This is a genomic window from Micromonospora zhanjiangensis, assembly GCF_042650605.1.
Classification (GTDB): Bacteria; Actinomycetota; Actinomycetes; order Mycobacteriales; family Micromonosporaceae; genus Micromonospora_J; species Micromonospora_J zhanjiangensis.
Genome location: NZ_JBHSBN010000034.1, coordinates 1 through 15,842, shown reverse-complemented (window position 1 = coordinate 15,842; position 15,842 = coordinate 1). Strand labels below are relative to the sequence as shown.

Annotated in this window: 15 protein-coding genes and 1 pseudogene; 8 read left to right on the top strand and 8 right to left on the bottom strand. The window is 72.0% G+C overall.

Annotation, left to right across the window (positions count from 1 at the left end; genetic code table 11):
* Positions 1 to 216: 216 nt before the first annotated feature.
* Positions 217 to 432, top strand: coding sequence for a hypothetical protein (locus tag ACFOX0_RS29950; protein ID WP_377552293.1), 216 nt, complete (start codon positions 217 to 219; stop codon positions 430 to 432).
* 68 nt (positions 433 to 500) lie between these two features.
* Positions 501 to 1,676, top strand: a complete 1,176-nt coding sequence (locus ACFOX0_RS29945; RefSeq protein WP_377552292.1) for a PP2C family protein-serine/threonine phosphatase — start codon at positions 501 to 503, stop codon at positions 1,674 to 1,676.
* Positions 1,677 to 1,736: 60 nt separating this feature from the next.
* On the opposite strand, the gene ACFOX0_RS29940 is transcribed toward ACFOX0_RS29945, so the two are convergent.
* The gene (locus ACFOX0_RS29940; protein ID WP_377552291.1) at positions 1,737 to 4,568 is read right to left on the bottom strand and encodes an ExeM/NucH family extracellular endonuclease; all 2,832 of its coding nucleotides are present in this window, start codon (positions 4,566 to 4,568) and stop codon (positions 1,737 to 1,739) included.
* Positions 4,569 to 4,760: 192 nt separating this feature from the next.
* On the opposite strand from ACFOX0_RS29940, the gene ACFOX0_RS29935 reads away from it, so the two are divergent.
* The 4 genes from ACFOX0_RS29935 to ACFOX0_RS29920 all read left to right on the top strand — a co-directional run bounded on the left by ACFOX0_RS29935 (position 4,761) and on the right by ACFOX0_RS29920 (position 7,004).
* Entirely contained in the window at positions 4,761 to 5,168 is a 408-nt protein-coding gene (locus ACFOX0_RS29935; protein WP_377552290.1) for a hypothetical protein, read from the top strand.
* Between the two features lie 179 nt (positions 5,169 to 5,347).
* Complete coding sequence (locus ACFOX0_RS29930; protein WP_377552289.1) at positions 5,348 to 6,124, top strand: hypothetical protein; 777 nt, start codon at positions 5,348 to 5,350, stop codon at positions 6,122 to 6,124.
* A gap of 39 nt (positions 6,125 to 6,163) precedes the next feature.
* A complete protein-coding gene (locus ACFOX0_RS29925) occupies positions 6,164 to 6,583 on the top strand; it encodes a helix-turn-helix transcriptional regulator (RefSeq protein WP_377552288.1) in 420 nt (139 codons plus the stop codon).
* 10 nt (positions 6,584 to 6,593) lie between these two features.
* Positions 6,594 to 7,004: a VOC family protein gene (locus tag ACFOX0_RS29920; protein WP_377552286.1), complete on the top strand. Its 411-nt coding sequence runs from the start codon at positions 6,594 to 6,596 to the stop codon at positions 7,002 to 7,004.
* 84 nt (positions 7,005 to 7,088) lie between these two features.
* On the opposite strand, the gene ACFOX0_RS29915 is transcribed toward ACFOX0_RS29920, so the two are convergent.
* From ACFOX0_RS29915 to ACFOX0_RS29905, 3 genes are all read right to left on the bottom strand, one after another.
* Positions 7,089 to 7,721, bottom strand: a complete 633-nt coding sequence (locus ACFOX0_RS29915) for a CG0192-related protein (protein ID WP_377552285.1) — start codon at positions 7,719 to 7,721, stop codon at positions 7,089 to 7,091.
* A 127-nt stretch (positions 7,722 to 7,848) separates the two neighbouring features.
* Positions 7,849 to 8,025: a DUF397 domain-containing protein gene (locus tag ACFOX0_RS29910; RefSeq protein ID WP_377552284.1), complete on the bottom strand. Its 177-nt coding sequence runs from the start codon at positions 8,023 to 8,025 to the stop codon at positions 7,849 to 7,851.
* Positions 8,022 to 8,756, bottom strand: a complete 735-nt coding sequence (locus tag ACFOX0_RS29905; protein WP_377552282.1) for a DUF5753 domain-containing protein — start codon at positions 8,754 to 8,756, stop codon at positions 8,022 to 8,024. Before ACFOX0_RS29905 ends, ACFOX0_RS29910 begins: the two co-directional genes overlap by 4 nt.
* A gap of 1,141 nt (positions 8,757 to 9,897) precedes the next feature.
* On the opposite strand from ACFOX0_RS29905, the pseudogene rho reads away from it, so the two are divergent.
* Positions 9,898 to 11,211, top strand: a pseudogene (gene rho, locus ACFOX0_RS29900) (transcription termination factor Rho); the annotation flags it as partial.
* 79 nt (positions 11,212 to 11,290) lie between these two features.
* Positions 11,291 to 12,274, top strand: a complete 984-nt coding sequence (locus tag ACFOX0_RS29895) for an asparaginase (RefSeq protein ID WP_377552279.1) — start codon at positions 11,291 to 11,293, stop codon at positions 12,272 to 12,274.
* A gap of 103 nt (positions 12,275 to 12,377) precedes the next feature.
* Here the strand turns inward: ACFOX0_RS29895 and ACFOX0_RS29890 are convergent, their stop codons facing one another.
* The 4 genes from ACFOX0_RS29890 to ACFOX0_RS29875 all read right to left on the bottom strand — a co-directional run.
* Positions 12,378 to 13,586, bottom strand: coding sequence for a cellulose-binding domain-containing protein (locus tag ACFOX0_RS29890; RefSeq protein WP_377552278.1), 1,209 nt, complete (start codon positions 13,584 to 13,586; stop codon positions 12,378 to 12,380).
* A 247-nt stretch (positions 13,587 to 13,833) separates the two neighbouring features.
* Positions 13,834 to 14,319 carry a ricin-type beta-trefoil lectin domain protein gene (locus tag ACFOX0_RS29885; protein ID WP_377552276.1) on the bottom strand — a complete coding sequence of 162 codons (486 nt, stop codon included), beginning with the start codon at positions 14,317 to 14,319 and terminating at the stop codon, positions 13,834 to 13,836.
* A 144-nt stretch (positions 14,320 to 14,463) separates the two neighbouring features.
* Positions 14,464 to 15,177 (bottom strand): hypothetical protein, encoded by a 714-nt coding sequence (locus tag ACFOX0_RS29880; protein WP_377552275.1) that lies wholly within the window; start codon positions 15,175 to 15,177, stop codon positions 14,464 to 14,466.
* A 375-nt stretch (positions 15,178 to 15,552) separates the two neighbouring features.
* Positions 15,553 to 15,842, bottom strand: a 290-nt coding sequence (locus ACFOX0_RS29875; RefSeq protein WP_377552273.1) for a LysE family translocator, incomplete at its 5' end; no start/stop codon positions are given.

Sequence of the window (15,842 nt, the reverse complement as noted above, 5' to 3'; positions counted from 1 at the left end):
ACGCTGGTGGAGCGCCCCGGTCGCGTCGCGTCCGGCGAAGAACGAGGCCGACGCGTCCTCCTGGGCCAGCCGACGCAGGCCGGCGATGAGCCGGTCGCCGAGGATGGTGCCGATCACCGCGGTCTGCACCATCTCCGCCGGTTCGGTACGCCTGCCGACCAGTCCGAGGTCGGTCTCGGCGATCCGTCGCGCCGCGTCGGCGTAGTCGTCGACGGAGTGGACGGCCGGGAACGGGGCATCCACCCACTGATCGTCTCGCCGATCCTGCTGCTGACCATCTTCCTGTCCCCGTTCGGCCTGCTCGGCTACCTGGCGGTGCGGTCCGTGCCGACGCCGCGCCGCGGGCCCGTCGGCGGAACCACCGAGCCCGAGGTCGCCGCCGTCGGTCCGGTACCGGACGGCGTCGGGGGTCCGACCGGTGGGCGCCGTTAGCACCTGACGTCCCGGCCCGTACCGTGAGCGGGCGGACCCGGATCGGGTCCGCCCGGAAGGTAGGGGCCGTGGACGCGCGTACGGGAATCCGCCGGTTGCTCGCCGAGGCGCCGTACGCGTCCCTGGACGACCTGCCCGCGGCGGTGATGGCGCTCGCTCCCAGCCTGTCCGCGACCTCGATCGTGGCCTACGTCGTCGACTACAACCAGAGCATGCTCGTCCCGCTCGACGGGGTGGGCGTGCCGCCTCGGCGGCCGATCCCGGTGGACGGCAGCCTGGGTGGCCGGACCTTCACCACCGAGCGCCCGCACCAGCGCGGCGGCCGGACCGGCCGGTTGTGGCTCCCGCTCACCGACGGGTGCGACCGGCTGGGCGTACTGGAGATCACCACGGACGGGACGCCCACGCCCGCCCTCCGGGCCGAGGCCGGCGAGTTCGCCGTGGCGCTGGCCCAGTTGCTGATGAGCCGACGGGCGTACGGGGACAAGGTCGAACGACTGCGCCGCCGCGAGCCGATGCAACTCGCCGCGGAGATCGTCTGGAGCCTGCTCCCGCCGTTGACCTTCACCGCCCGGCGGGCGATGGTGACCGGGATCCTCGAACCCTGCTACGACATCGGCGGGGACGTCTTCGACTACGCCCTGGACGGCGACCTGCTCTCGGTCGCCCTGTTCGACGCGGTCGGCCACGGCACCCAGGCCAGCCTGCTGGCCACCCTGTCGCTGTCCGCCTACCGCAACGCGCGCCGGACCGGCCTGGAGTTGGCGGACATCGCCCGCAGCATCGACAAGCTGATCCACGCCCACCACCCGGGCAGCTTCACCAGCGCCGTCCTCGCCGAACTCGACTGCGCCACCGGCGAGCTGCGCCTGGTCATCGCCGGGCACCCGGCGCCACTGCTGCTGCGCGGCGGCCGGTTGGCGAAGGTGTTCCCGGCGCCGACCGCGCTGCCGCTGGGGCTCAGCTACCTGACCGGCCGGCCGCCCCGGGTGTTGACCGAGCAGTTGCACGCCGGGGACCAGTTGCTGCTCTACACCGACGGGGTCACCGAGGCGCACGGGATCGACGGCGAACTGTTCGGCATCGAGCGCCTGGTCGACCTGGTCACCCGGGCGTTGGCCGACCGGTTGTCCACCCCGGAGACGATGCGCCGGCTGGTCCGCGCCATCCTGCGCCACCAGAAGGACCAGTTGCAGGACGACGCCACCGCGATGTTCGTCGAGTGGAAACCGGACCGGCCCTGAGCCGCGTACCGGCCCGGGACGGAGAGTTCCGCCCCGGGCCAGCTCCGCTCGCCGGACGGGTTACAGCCGGGCGCACTGCCCGAGGGCCGGACCGCGGACCGTGTTGGCCCGGTTCTCGTTCACCGGGGCGACCGTGTTCGTCGCGCAGGACAGCGGACCACCGACGGTGTTACCGGCGACCACGGCGGCCTGGCCGGCGCTGTTGCCGACCAGGGTGACCGGGCCGGCCACGGTGACCGAGTCGACCCGTACCGCGGCCGAACTCAGGGTGACCGACACCGGACCGCCGACCCGACCGGACTGGACGGTCACCTCGCCGGTCGCACCGACCACCGTCACCGGGCCGGTGACCACGGTGCCGGTCAGGCGCAGCAGCGCCGAACCGACGGCGCTGACCGGGCCGGCGATCGTCCCGCCGGTGGCGGCCAGCGACGCGCCGGGCAGCACGGTCACCGGCCCGCCGATCGTGGCGTGGTCCAGGCAGGTCAGCCCGGCCGCGACCACCAGCGGCCCGCGACGGTCACCGGTGACGGTGGTCGTGCAGGCCGGTCCGGTCCGTACGCCCACCACCATCGGGTTGTGGTCGCTGGCCCGGTACGGGGACGGCTCGTAGAAGGCGGCCAGCCCGTTGTACTGGTACGCGAACGACTCGACCGCGTTGATCTGCCAGTCGTCCACCCCGGTGATCAGGCGGCGCATCGACGGCGACGCGAGCACGTGGTCCAGCGACCCGGACTCGCCGTTGAAGACGTACGACGCCTCCGGGTCCGGCCGGGCGGAGTTCAGGTCGACGTAGCCCTTGCCGTAGAGGACCTGCATCGGGTCCTCCTGGGTGTACGCGTTGAAGTCGCCCATCAGCAGCACGTTGTCGCTGCCGCTGTCCGCCTTGACCCGGTCCACGAAGGCGGTCAGCGCCCGCGCCTGGCGGATCCGGTCACCGTTGAACTCGCCCTGCCCGTCCCCGACGTCGGCGTTGTCGCCGGTCGACGGCGGCGTGGCCGGACTCTTGGACTTGAGGTGGTTGCCGACCACGGTGAACGTGGTCGGACCGGCGGTGAAGGTCTGCGCCAGCGGTTCGCGGGCGTTGAACCAGACGCTCTCGTCGTTGACCGAGCGGGCCGCGCCGCGCGGCGTCACCCGCGCCGGCTTGTAGATCATGGCGACGGTGATGACGTCCTGCTGGGCGGCCGGCGGCAGGTCCGGCGAGCTGCGGATGTAATCCCAGGTGCCGGCGCCGGCCGCCTGGTTCAGCGCACCCACCAGGCGCTTCAGCGCCTGCTGCGGGTCGGCCGGGTCGAACCGGACCGAGTTCTCGATCTCCTCCAACGCCACCACGTCGGCGCCGAGCGCGTTGATCGCCGCGACGATCTTCGCCTCCTGCCTGGCCAACCCGGCCGCGTCGGCCGCACCCCGGGCCTCGCCTCCGAAGTGGACGAAGTAGTTCAGTACGTTGAAGGTGCCGATCCGCAGGTCACCGCCGACGTTCACCGGGGCGGGCGTACGCGGGTTGGTGGCCTTGAAGGTGGCCCGGCCGGTCGGCGGGGTGTCCGCGCCTACCGGGACGGTCGGCTGGAGCCGCCACTCGTTGAAGCCGTACGACAGCACGGTGGACCCGAACGACTCGACCGTGTCGCCGACCCGGACCGGGTTCTCCTTGGACAGGTACGGCGGCAGCAGCCCGGCCGTGGACAGGTTGGTGGTCTTCCCGTCGTCGAGCAGGATCCGGGCCAGCTTGTTGGCCGCGGCGACCTGGGCGGCGGCCGGGGTGCCCGGGCGGGCCACGTCGGTCGGCGTGGGCGCGGGCCGGTCGTCGGCGGCGAGCGCGATCTCCCCGTACCGGTTGGTGTTGTAGACGTCCGAGACGGTGAACTGGCCGACCGGGGCGACCAGCATGGACTCCGCCGACTCGCGGTCGGCGTCGGCCAGCGGCAGGGTCAGCGGCACCGGTACCGGCAGCGCGGCACCGTGCGCGCAGACCTGCACGTCGGTGCGGGCGGCGATGCTGAGCTGGGTGAGCCCGTTGTACTCGTTCGCCGTACCGGTGACCCGGACCTGGTCGCCGACGGCGACAGCCGGGTGGTTCGCGGCGTTGCTTCCGACGTAGACGAAGATGCCGTCGGAGGCGGTGCCGGCGGCGGCCGGACGACCGCCGCTGCCGGCGGTCTGCAGGTACACGCCGTTGTAGCCGCCGCTGCGGTGGTCGGCGGTGACCACGCCCTCGACCGTCACCTTCGTGCCGGCCAGCGGCGTCGCCGCGCCGGTGCCCTGCACCTGCGCGATGGTGTGGTCCACTGTGGCGGTGCAGCCGGTGCCGGGGTCCGGATCCGGGTCGCCGCCACCGGCGGTGTTGCGGACGCCGAAGCTGCTCACCGCCGGGTCGTGCCAGCCGCCGTCGATCTTCTGCAGCGAGTAGCCGACAGGCGTGCTGCTGGCCTCGGCCTTGCCGATGTCGACGCTGGTCATGCCGTCGGCCGGGCCGCCCACGGCGGCGAAGGTGCCCTCGTAGCTGAGGAATTCGGTCACCGCGCCAGCCGGGTTCACCAGGGCCACGCCGTCCGGCGAGCCGTTCTGGATCCCGTCGGTGGGGTAGGTCTGCACGACCACACCGGCCGCCGGGACGACGCCCGCGAGGGTCTTCGTGCCGTACGCGGCACCGTTGCCGCCGTTGTAGAGGACGATCTGCCAACCGGTCAGGTCGAACCCGGCCGGCGCCTCGACCTCGACGGCCTCGCCGGTGTCGGCGCCGACGTTGTCGTAGTGCAGCTCGCTGATGAAGGGGGTCGTGGCGGGCTCGGCGGCGAGCGCCACCGCGCCGCCGGTCAGGCCGAGCGCGCTGCCGGTGAGCAGCGCGCCGAGCGCCTTGAGTGGGGGTTTGCGTCTGTTCAGGCGCATTCGCTGATGCCTCCGATGAGAGGTGGACCCGCGGATCCTAAGCGGACCCGATGACTGGGCAGCAACCCCCGGATGTACACCTCCCCTGCCCCAGCGGGGCGGACCTGCGCGGTCCGACGAGCGGGTCCGACAGACGGGAATGAGGCGGACGACACCGTGCCAATCAGGTCGGAAGCGGGTAGATTTCCGCTCGTGGTCCCCGTCGCGCTCGCCTCCTCCGCCTGGTGGATGGCGCGACAGCTCGTCCGGGTGCTGACCGGACTGGCCCTGACCGCCCTCGCGTTGACCCTGGTGGCGCACGGCGCCATCGCCGCGACCGCGGTGCCGGCGGCACCCGAGCCGGTGCGACCGGCGGTCGTCGAGCTGACCTCGGTCGACCGGTTGCCCGCGGCGGACGAGCTCGGGCCGGCGACGCCGACCGTGCGGTCCGACGACGGCGGGTCGACCGGTGACCGGCACCTGATCGTCCCCGACGGCACCGGCCCGGTGCCCGGCCCGCCGCACCGCTCGGACGCCGCCCCGATCGGCACGCCGGTCCACCGGCCGGTGACCGCGCCGCCGGCCGGCCCGCACGGCCAGCGCGCCCCGCCGCGCTCCTGACGTCACCCCCGCCGCCGGATCCCGCGCGCCACGCCGTAGCGCGACCGCAGGCGGCGGCTTCCGCGCCGAATCCTGGCCCCGACGCGCTGCCGAGCCACGCAGCCACGCCCGGGACGTGTCCCGCCCGCGCCGCGGCAACCGGAACCGCATCCACATCGTTCACCAGCGAGGTGCTGGAAATGGAAAAATTCCTCCACTACGTCCTGCTCGACGCCGCGCGCGCCGCGGTCATCTGGGTCCTGCTGATCGGGCTCGCCGTCGTCGCGATGGCCGGACTGGTCCGGCGCCGCGAACGCGGAACGGCGACCGACCCCGACCAGGCCGACCACCCCGGCCCGCGCGACGCCGAAGCCGCCGAACTGCACCGGTACGCCGAGGAGGTGGCCGTGGCCGCCGAACGGGCCGCCGCCACGGCCCGGCGACGGCGGGCGGAGTGGCTCGCCGCCCAGGACGAGGCCGAGACGGCCCGCCCGGCGCTGGCCGAGGCCGAGGCCATCGTCCGGCGGCTGGCCCTCGCGGCCGCGTTCCCGCCGCCCCGGACGCCGCGCACCCCGGCCGAGTACGCCGACCGGGAACGGTTCATGCACCGGGCGGTGATGGCCGCGTACTGGCGGCGGGAGTTGACGGTGCGCGAACTCGTCGACGCCCTCGACCACAGCAATGGCTGGGACCCCCGCCGGCATCCCGTCGAGCAGGAACTGGTGCTGCGTAAGGTGATCCGGGATCGGCTGGCCGCGCTGGAACGGGCCGCCGTCGACCGGGAACGGCTCGCCTGGCAGACCGCCGACACGGCCGCGGAGGCGGCCCGGGCGCTGCGCGAGGAGGCGTACGCGGCGGCACGGCGCGCCGAGGCGGCCGGGCGGCGTACCCGCCCGATCCGGTCCCGGGTCCGGACGGTGACCGACCCGACCCGGGTCCGCCGGGCCACCGACTGGTTGCCGGCCCGGACCGGCTGACCCCGTGGACCGGCGGGAACCGGTCGGTACGCTGGCGGGGTGACGCCCGAGGACCTCAAGCACCTGCGCCGGGCGCGTGACCTGATCGACCGGGAGTACGCGCGCCCGCTCGACGTGCCCGCGATGGCCCGCGTCGCGCTGATGTCACCGGCCCACTTCTCCCGGCAGTTCCGGGCGGTCTACGGGGAGACCCCGTACTCGTACCTGATGACCCGGCGGATCGAACGGGCGATGGCCCTGCTGCGCCGGGGCGACCTGTCGGTCACCGAGGTCTGCCTGGCGGTCGGCGCCACCTCGCTCGGCTCGTTCAGCACCCGGTTCACCGAACTGGTCGGGGAGAGCCCCAGCGCGTACCGGGCCCGCAACCACAGCGCGCTGGCGACCGTCCCGGCCTGCTGGACCAAACTCGTCAGCAGACCGAGCAGGAACCGAGAAGCGCAGGTCAGGCCGGCCCCGTAGCGTCCTTCACATGGAACTGACACTGCACAACTTCTTCCTGGAAGTCGACGACCACGAGGCGGCCATCGCGTTCTACTGCGACACGCTCGGCCTCCAGATCCGCCAGGACGTCAAGATGGATGGCGCGCGCTGGCTCACCGTGGGCCCGAAGGGCCAACCCGAACTCGGCATCGTCATGCAGACCGCCGGGGTGGGCCGCTCACCGGAGGACGGCGAGGTGCTGCGGACGCTGCTGGCCAAGGGCTCGCTGTCGGGCCTCATCTTCGGCACCGACGACGTGGACGCGCTGTTCGAGAAGGTCGCGGCGACCGGGGCCGAGGTGCTCCAGGAGCCGATGGACCAGCCGTACGGGGTGCGGGACTGCGCGTTCCGCGACCCCGCCGGCAACATGGTCCGGATCAATCAGAAGCCGAAGGGCTGACCGGGACACCGGACATCCGTCGCGACCCCGGGACGCCGGCCGGTGGCACCGGGCCGGCTCCCGAGGGTCGGCGGGCGGCGCCGGTCAGCGCGTCGCGGCGTAGGCCAGCGGGACCGGTGCCGGCTGGCCCGGCCAGGTGCCGGTCAGGACCGTACCGGCGAGCCGGTCGTGGCCGTCGAGCCGGCGGACCACGGTCAACTGCACGGCATCGCTGACGATCACCGTCGGGTCCTCCGGCAGCACCTGGCCGATCGACCCGACGGCAGGTGCCGGCGCGTTCGGCGCGCCGTCGACGGCGAGCGTCATGTTCGGCGGCCGGACCTCGCGCCGGCCGTCGACCTCGAAGTACTCCTCCGCCTGCCCACCGCCGGTGTAGATGGCGTGTGCCAGCGTCGCCGCGTAGACCGGGTCCCCGCACGCGTCGTACACCCAGCGCGGGCCGAGGACCGAGTGTTCCGTGGTGCCGACCAGCCACCCGTCCGCGCCGTCCAACGGTGCGCCGCGGTAGGTCAGCGGGACCTGGTACGTCGGACCGTCACCGACCCGGACCAGGGACGTCTCGACGCCCACCTCGCCGGCCGGGTCGTCGAACCGGAAACTGCCGACCCGGACCACCTCGCCGTCGGCCGGTCCGGCGTACCAGGCCCGGCCGGGCAGCCAGGCCGCGATGAGTTCGAGCTTCCCGGGCGTGATCTTCGCCTTGTGCAACAACGCCATGAGCCGGAGCCTAGCCGCCACACCGTCGCGGCGGCTCGGCCGGACAGCATCCCGATTTCGGCTCCACATCAAGGATGGTGTTCCTACATCGTTTTTGATGTGAGCCCGAAATCGATATGCGTGGGCTCTAACCGCGCCGACCGGCGCCGGCGACAAAGGCACGCCAGGCACCCGGTGGGAAGACCAGCGTGCCGCCGTCGCGGTCCTTGCTGTCGCGCACCAGTACGACACCGGGCAGATTGTCGGCAACCTCGACGCATTCGGTGCCACCGCTGCGAGAGGACTTGCGCCACGTCGGGTTCACAGCTCGCTCACCATCCTCGCGATCAGGTCCCGGGTCTGGTCCACCGGTAATGCCACCGAGCGTACGCCCTCCCACAGACGCGTCAACGGTTCCACATCATGGGTGACGTGGCCCGAGCCGGGATACTCCAGGTAGCCCATGTCTCGACTCTCCACGGTTGCCAGCGCGAAGGGTCCGGCTTGGCCGGCGTAAAAGCCGGCGGACAGCGGAACGACGTGCAGAGCGACCTGGCTTCCGGGATCGAGTAGTCGGGCGAGTTGGGGACCCATGACTCCGGGACTACCGCGTCGGAGCGCCGCCTCGTCGATGACGAAGGTGCAGTGTGGTGGGCGGTCACTGATGAGCACCCGCTGCCGCTCCATGCGGTCGACCACCAACTCCTCCACCTGCCCGCAATCGAGATCTGGCCGTGCCGTAGTCAACACCGCACGGGCGTATGCCTCCGTTTGCAACAGCCCAGGCACGAATGCGAGCTGAAAGGATCGCAGCGTGGTCGCTCTGCGCTCGGCCTCGATCCAAGGCAGGAATGCCTGGTTTCGGTGCTCGTCGGGCCAGAGGTCGTTGATGTCGCGGCGCAGCGTCTTGGCGACGACGACGCGTTGGCGGGGGTGCGGGGTGCGGCCGCCGCTGACCCAGCGCAGCACGGTCTTCGGGTGGACCTCGACGGCGTATGCCAGCGACTCGTAGGTGTGACCGGCCTCGTGCATCGCCTGACGGAGAAAATGATTCACAATCACGTCGCTCCACTCCGGACGCGTTATGTGTCCCCGCAGAGGTTACCCATGCGCCATCGCGGTGTCTGCCCCCGTTTCGGCAGGGTAGGGGCGGTGGAACCGCCAGCTTGACAGCGGCTGCGAACCGGGTGGAACCGCCACGGTGCCGTGCCCGGAAACAAGGGACGGGCACGGCACCGCGCCAATTCTCGGGAGAGGAGAAACCGGTGCGTTTTCGATTGCAGCGCATTTTCCGGCGCCTACTCCGGGGTGCGTCGTGACCGCGTCCGTTCCCAAGCCCGGACGCACACCACGATGTCCGAGGCGGTCTACGACCTCATCGAGCTGAACCCCGACGCCACCCCCCACCCCGACCGAATTGTGGGACCGCTTCATGGCCTGGCTGGACCGCGCCCGCCGCGCCCAGTCCTGACCCGCCCCAGCCAGCACCCCCGGGGCCTCGATCATTGGCAGAAATCCGGCACCATCCCCGGCGTGTCGTGCCGGTTTTCTGCCAATGATCATGGCTCATCCACCAGTGGGCGGCGGCGCGGATCCGGGTTGTCTTGTCACGTGGGGGCGAGGGCTTGTAGTGTGCTGGTAGGTCCGGTGTTCTCGGCGCGTTGGGGCGCCACACGGATGTTCCTCTCGGCTGTCGGTTCTGACGACGACGATCTCCCGACGACATCACGCACGCACAGGGTCGCCGTACCGGCAGTGGCACCACCGGCATGTGCCGGGCGTCCTTGACGACAGGCAGGCACCTCTTCGCCCGTGACCTGCCCGTACACGGCCTCGACGAGGCGCCCTGATACGGCCGGACAACACGAATCAGCAACGATCCCCGACGAACCGGGTTTACCGGGCACCGGGGACGGAGACTCACCGTTTCGGCGCCGCATCACCGACGCCAGCGGTACCGACGCCAGGTTCACCCGGCGCCGCGCCACCACCGGTGGCAGTCCCCGCGCCCGCTCCACCGGTTCTCCGAGCGATGCCAGCCCGACCTGCGGAAACAGCCGCAAGGGCCGCCACGCCGACGCCTCGACCGGACCGCCGGACCCGAGCCACACCACGGCGACGGTGAGCGCCAGGCAGCGCACCGCTCCCAGCGAAAGGAACCTCGATGACCCCTCCCTCCACCGCCGTGGCGGCACCGAATCGGCGCCGGCCGGCGGACCGGGCGACCCGCCCGACCCGCAACAAACCCGCCGGCCAGAGCACCCAGACCGGACGCACCGGCCAGGGCGGACGCACCGGCCAGGACGGCCAGAGCCGCCGGGACAGGCAGGACGCCCAGAGTCGCCGGGGCGGCCAGCAGCAGGGCCGGAGCGAGCAGCTCGTCGCCTTCGCCGGTGTCGTCGACACGGTCGACAACGAGCTGGTGGTCCGGGTGGACAACTACCTGCCGTCGCCCGACGACGTACTCGTGCCGTCGGGCCTGGCGTCCCGGCACGGCCTGCGCCGAGGCGACGAGGTCACCGGCGTCGCGGAGGAAACCACCCGCTCCGGCGGTCGCCGCCGGGCGTACGGGCATCGGGCCGTCCGCCTCGACGCGGTCAACGGGCTGCCCGCCGAGGCCGCCCGGCGGCGGCCCGACTTCTACGACCTGACCCCGCTCTACCCGCAGCAGCGGCTGCGCCTGGAGACCGACCCGCACGTCCTGACCACCCGGGTCATCGACCTGGTGATGCCGATCGGCAAGGGCCAGCGGGCGCTGATCGTCTCCCCGCCGAAGGCCGGCAAGACGATGGTGCTGCAGGCGATCGGTGACGCCGTCGCCCGTAACCACCCCGAGGCGCACCTGATCGCGTTGCTGGTCGACGAGCGGCCCGAAGAGGTTACCGACATGCGTCGCTCGGTCAAGGGCGAGGTCGTCGCGGCCACCTTCGACCGGCCGCCGCACGAGCACATCGCGGTCGCCGAGTTGGCCGTCGAGCGCGCCAAGCGGCTGGTCGAGCTGGGCCGCGACGTGGTGATCCTGCTCGACTCGCTGACCCGGCTGGGCCGGGCGTACAACCTGGCCGCCAAGAGCGGCGGCCGGACCCTGTCCGGCGGCATCGACGTCAGCGCGCTGCACCCGCCGAAGCGACTGCTCGCCGCCGCCCGCAACATCGAGAACGGCGGCTCGCTCACCATCATCGCCTCCGCCCTGGTGGAGACCGGATCGGCCGCCGACACCCTGATCTACGAAGAGTTCAAGAGCACCGGCAACGCCGAACTCAAACTGGACCGAGCCGCCGCCGACCGGCGCACCTTCCCGGCCGTCGACATCCGCTCGTCCGGCACCCGCAAGGAGGACGTCCTGCTGGCGCCCGCCGAACACGCCGCGGTCCGCAACCTGCGAGGGGCGCTGTCCAACCTCGACCGCCAGCAGTCGATCGACCAACTGGTCCAGCAGCTCGCCAAGTCGGAGAGCAACCGCCACTTCCTCGCCCGGTTGGCCAGCCCTGGCCTGGCCGCCCGCCGCTGACGGAGCCGCGGGTTAGGATCGCCGCCGTGGGTATGCCGGCCGGCGTGCCGGTGACCGGACAGCAAGGACGCTGACGCCGATGGACGTGACCCTGTTCGCCCTCGGCGGGACCATCTCGATGACCGGTCACGACGGCGGCGGGGTGGTCAGCCGGCTCGGCGGAGCGGACCTGGTCGCCGCCGTACCCGGGCTCGCCGGGACGGGGGTGTCCCTCGACGTACGGGATCCGCGGGCCGTGCCCAGCGCGAACCTCACCTTCGGTCAGGTGCTCGACGTGCTGGACGACGCCGCGGCGGCGGTGGCCGGCGGGGCGCACGGGGTGGTGGTCACCCAGGGCACCGACACGCTGGAGGAGACCGCGTTCCTGGCCGACCTGGTCTGGCCGCACGCGCAGCCGCTGGTGTTCACCGGCGCGATGCGCAACCCGACGCTGCCCGGCGCGGACGGTCCGGCGAACCTGCTCGCCGCGGTCCGGGTGGCCGCCGACCGGACGGCCCGTGACCTGGGCGCGCTGGTCGCCTTCAAGAACGAGATCCACGCCGCCCGCTGGGTGGCCAAGTCGCACAGTTCCAGCACGGCCACCTTTGTCTCGCCCAACCTCGGGCCGGTCGGGCACGTCGTCGAGGGCCGGGTACGCCTGCTCGTCGGCCTGCCCCGGCACGCCCCACTCCCCCGGCCCGCCGCTGAAGGGCTGGCCGCCAACCGGGTCGCCCTGCACACCGTCTCGCTGGACGACGACGGCACGGGGTTGGCCGGGCTCGCCGACAGCCACCAGGGCCTGGTGGTCGCCGGCTTCGGCGTGGGTCACGTACCGGCCGATCTCGCCCCGGTGCTCGGGGAGTTGGCCGGGCGGATCCCGGTGGTGCTGACCTCGCGCAGCGGCGCCGGCTCGGTGTTCACCGACACGTACGGGGCGGTCGGCTCGGAGCGGGACCTGATGCGGCGCGGGCTGATCGGCGGCGGGTTGCTGCGCTCGTACCAGGCGCGGGTGCTGCTGCGGACGTTGCTGGCCGGCGGCGCGGACGCCGACCGGATCCGCGCCGTCTTCGCCGATCGGTCCTGACCCACCCGGCGGGACGGTGCCGCGGTGCCACCGGAGCGGCACCGCGGCACTGTGCGTCAGGGTCGGTCGACGGTCGTCCGACCGGCGGTCGGCTCGTCGGTGGTCAGCAGCCGATCCGGCTGCTGCCGAGGGCCACGTCGTCGTACCAGAGGGTGTCCGAGCCGCCGCCGTAGGCCTCCCAGCCCAGCTTCAGGTCGGTGAGCTGCGGACGCCAGGTGCGGTTGTACCACTGCCCGTCGACGTCGTGGGTGGGCGTGCCGTCAGCGGTGAGGCCGGTGATCGCGGTGCCGTCCAGCCAGGTGCGCAGTTGGCCGGCCGAACCGTCCACCATGAACTCCACGCACGCCCACCGGTTGGTGGGCAGCGGAACGCTGAGCGCCACCCCGGCCGGGCTCTGCTCGGGCAGCGTGGCGTCGTCCGAGGCGCGGTTCCACTGCATGGCGCCGTTCTGGCCGCCCATCCGCAGGTCCTTGTTGCCGTCGGCGGAGTCGGCCATGGCCAGCATGGTGACGTGCTCGGTGGGCAGGGCGGTGGTGTGCCGCACCCAGAGCCGGACGTACCGGACGCCGCCCACGCCGAGGTTGCGGGTGGACTTGAGGAAGACGTGGTTGCAGTAGCCGGCCGCGCCGTTGATCCGGATCGACTTGCCGCCGCTGTGCGCCGTACCGGCGTCGACCGTGGCCGTGCCGGCGCCCGAGCAGTCCGGGTTGACCACCGTCCAGTCGCCGGACGGGGTCGTACCGCTCTGGTTCTCGAACCCGTCGCAGAGCACCGCGGACCCGCAGCCGGCCGGCGGCGGCGTCGTGGGCGGCGCCGTGGTCGGCGGTGCGGTGGTCGGTGGGGCCGTCGTGGGCGGCGCCGTGGTCGGCGGCGCGGTGGTCGGCACCGGCGCGCCGTTGCACGGTACGCCGTTCAGGGTGAACCCGGTCGGCGCCGCGGTCCCGGCACCCTTCGTGCCCTGCACGCCGAACTCGGTCGACCCGCCGGCCGGGATGCTGCCGTTGTACGACACGTTGCGGGCGGTCACCACCGCACCGGACTGGCTGACCGTGGCGTTCCAGCCGTTCGTGACGCGCTCGTCACCGCCGTACGTCCAGGTGACGGTCCAGGAACTGACGGCGGTGTCGCCCGGGGAGACCTTGATGTTCGCGGTGAAACCGCCCGTCCACTGGTTGGCCTGGTAGGTGACCTGACAGCCCTGCGCCGCCGAGGCGGGACCGCCGATCAGGGTGGTGCCGGTGACGGCCGTGGCGGCGGCCACCGCCACGGTGGCCGCCAGCAGCGGGGTGAGACGGGCACGGGTGTTCGTCATGGTGTGGGTCCTCTTGGCATCGAGCGGGTGGGCGCGCACGACGCGAAGCACACGGTGCGCGGGAGTGGCGGTCGGCGCGTACGACCGAAGAAGCCCGGCTCGGACGGAAACTGTCTGCCGCGGCCGGCCCGGTGGAACGGACCGCGGCGGTGCCCTGACCCAATGTATTGAGGGATGACTATTTAATCAAGCCGTACGCGAAAGCGTCCCGCCCGGCGGACCGGGCGGGACGCGCGACGCCGGCCGCTCAGGCGGCCGCCTGCCGCCAGACCTCGATGTCGGTGTTCCGGCAGATGCCGGTCCAGCTGACGTAGCTGAAGGACGTGTCGTCCTGCATGCAGCCGACCGTCCAGTCGAGCTGGTGGAACCGGCCGTCGCCGGTGTATCCCCAGTGCTGGCCCCACAGGTCGGCGCAGGTGGCGACGAAGACCGCGTTCGTGTTGCCGGTGACGGCGCAGTAGTCCGTGCCCGTGTTGCGGATCTGGTGGTCCGCCTCCGAGTACGTCCACCGCTGGGTCTTCGAACCGGTGCACGGTGCCGTCACCACGAACGTGGCGTTGCCCGGATTGAGCGACCCCGACCAGTCCAGACACAGCCCGGTCCCCGCGTTGCGCAGCACTCCCTGCGGAGCGCCGGCGGTGCTCGCCGCGGCCGGAGTCGCCGCGACGAGCACGGCGACGACAGCCGCGACCCCGGCCGTCAGCAGCGACGCGATCTTCCCTCGTGATGGCATGTTGCCGCCTCCATGGTGAGTCCGTTTCGCCATACCATGGGCCGACCTTCTCAGTGGATTCTTAGAAGGCATGCTTCAGTTCCAACTGCCCACGTTGCCGCGCGCGGCGACTCGGCCCCCGGACCCGGGCCGCCGCAGTGTCCGCTACCTCGCCGACCGCCGATGGCGACGCTCCCGACCGGACCGACCCGAATCGCCGTGTTCATTCGACCGACCCGATCCGCCGGATCCACTCGACCGGCCCGATCCACTCGATCGGCGGGATGACTGGCCGGCCTCCTGGCCGCCCGGCCGCATCTCGGCGGCGGCCTGCTGCCAGGCCCGTCGTTGTCCCTCGGCGGCTCTCGCCGCGGCCGCCCTCGCCGCGGCGGCCGCCGCCGCCTCGTTGTTCCGATGCGAGGTCCGAACAGCGTCGTACGCGTTGGCGAACGGCGCTATTGCCTGCTGCACCTCACTGCCGAGTGCCGCGCGCGCGGTCTCATCGCCGGCAACCGTGGCGAGTCTCTGATTGACCCGGCCGACGAGCAGGCGGTCCGCGGCGTACTGGAGGTTCGCCAAGGCATCTTGGTCGGCAGACGGGAAAGCCTGCTCCGGAGCCAATCGGAGACTGTCGAGTTGTGCCGCAGAAGGATTTGGCCAGTTCTGTGTGTCGAAGCTGACCGCTTGCGCGGACATGCCCGGATACGACACCTCCACCGTCGTACCGGTGACCACGATCGCGGGTTCAACGGCAAGGTGCGGAGCAGTACGGTTGACCTGCTCGATCCCGAGCAGGTCACCGGCGAGTTCCGCCTCCGTCTCGGGGTCGTCGCCGGTGAAGTGGTAGGTCGGCCAGTCCTGACCCTCGGTCGCGTCCATGGATGTTCGACTCCGATCGTCGTCGGCAACGATGTCGGCCCCATAACGTCGTCCGCGGCATTCTGGTTCAGCTTCCCCTCAGTTCCGTCCAAGGCCACGTTCGTCCTACGCGCATCGACCAGAGTCTCGGCTTCGCAACCCGGCACCTTTTGCAGATGATGCGACCGCCGATCCGGGCGTCCCGCAGGCCGCAACTCGCGGACGACGCCCAGCATCCCCGGTCACCTACGGCGCGTCCCCGAGCCCACACCACCGCCCTGGCGGCGAGGCCTCGTCCGCGTCACTCCGGGCCGAGCGGCGGGAGACTGCCGGGTACGCTCGTCTGCCCCGAGATGCCGCCATTGTGCCGGCGTAAGTATTCCCGGAGGGTATGGATCACACTTTCCGTGGTGGAACCCGAGACGCCCTCGATGTGGAGCCGGTCATCGCGATCTTCGGGTTGAGCAGGTTCGTCAGGAAGCCCATCGTGAACAGCCGACGTGTGGAGTCCTTCGGCAGTTCCTGGGACTCAAAAGGGGAGCCCTTGCGCCCGCGCAGTGCCCGGTACGCCAGATACAGCAGATACGCAGCGCCAGTGACCTTGAGCGCGGTGTAAAGCATCGGGACGGCCGTGAACACAGCGACGAGCCCGGCGGCCGTGGCGAGCAGGTAGACCCCGAATCCGG

What these genes read in the sequence shown, in the direction of transcription:
- ACFOX0_RS29940 (WP_377552291.1), bottom strand. Translation starts at nt 4,568, where the DNA reads ATGCGCCTGAACAGACGCAAACCCCCACTCAAGGCGCTCGGCGCGCTG.
- ACFOX0_RS29930 (WP_377552289.1), top strand. Translation starts at nt 5,348, where the DNA reads ATGGAAAAATTCCTCCACTACGTCCTGCTCGACGCCGCGCGCGCCGCG.
- ACFOX0_RS29920 (WP_377552286.1), top strand. Translation starts at nt 6,594, where the DNA reads ATGGAACTGACACTGCACAACTTCTTCCTGGAAGTCGACGACCACGAG.
- ACFOX0_RS29915 (WP_377552285.1), bottom strand. Translation starts at nt 7,721, where the DNA reads ATGGCGTTGTTGCACAAGGCGAAGATCACGCCCGGGAAGCTCGAACTC.
- ACFOX0_RS29895 (WP_377552279.1), top strand. Translation starts at nt 11,291, where the DNA reads ATGGACGTGACCCTGTTCGCCCTCGGCGGGACCATCTCGATGACCGGT.
- ACFOX0_RS29890 (WP_377552278.1), bottom strand. Translation starts at nt 13,586, where the DNA reads ATGACGAACACCCGTGCCCGTCTCACCCCGCTGCTGGCGGCCACCGTG.
- ACFOX0_RS29885 (WP_377552276.1), bottom strand. Translation starts at nt 14,319, where the DNA reads ATGCCATCACGAGGGAAGATCGCGTCGCTGCTGACGGCCGGGGTCGCG.
- ACFOX0_RS29880 (WP_377552275.1), bottom strand. Translation starts at nt 15,177, where the DNA reads ATGGACGCGACCGAGGGTCAGGACTGGCCGACCTACCACTTCACCGGC.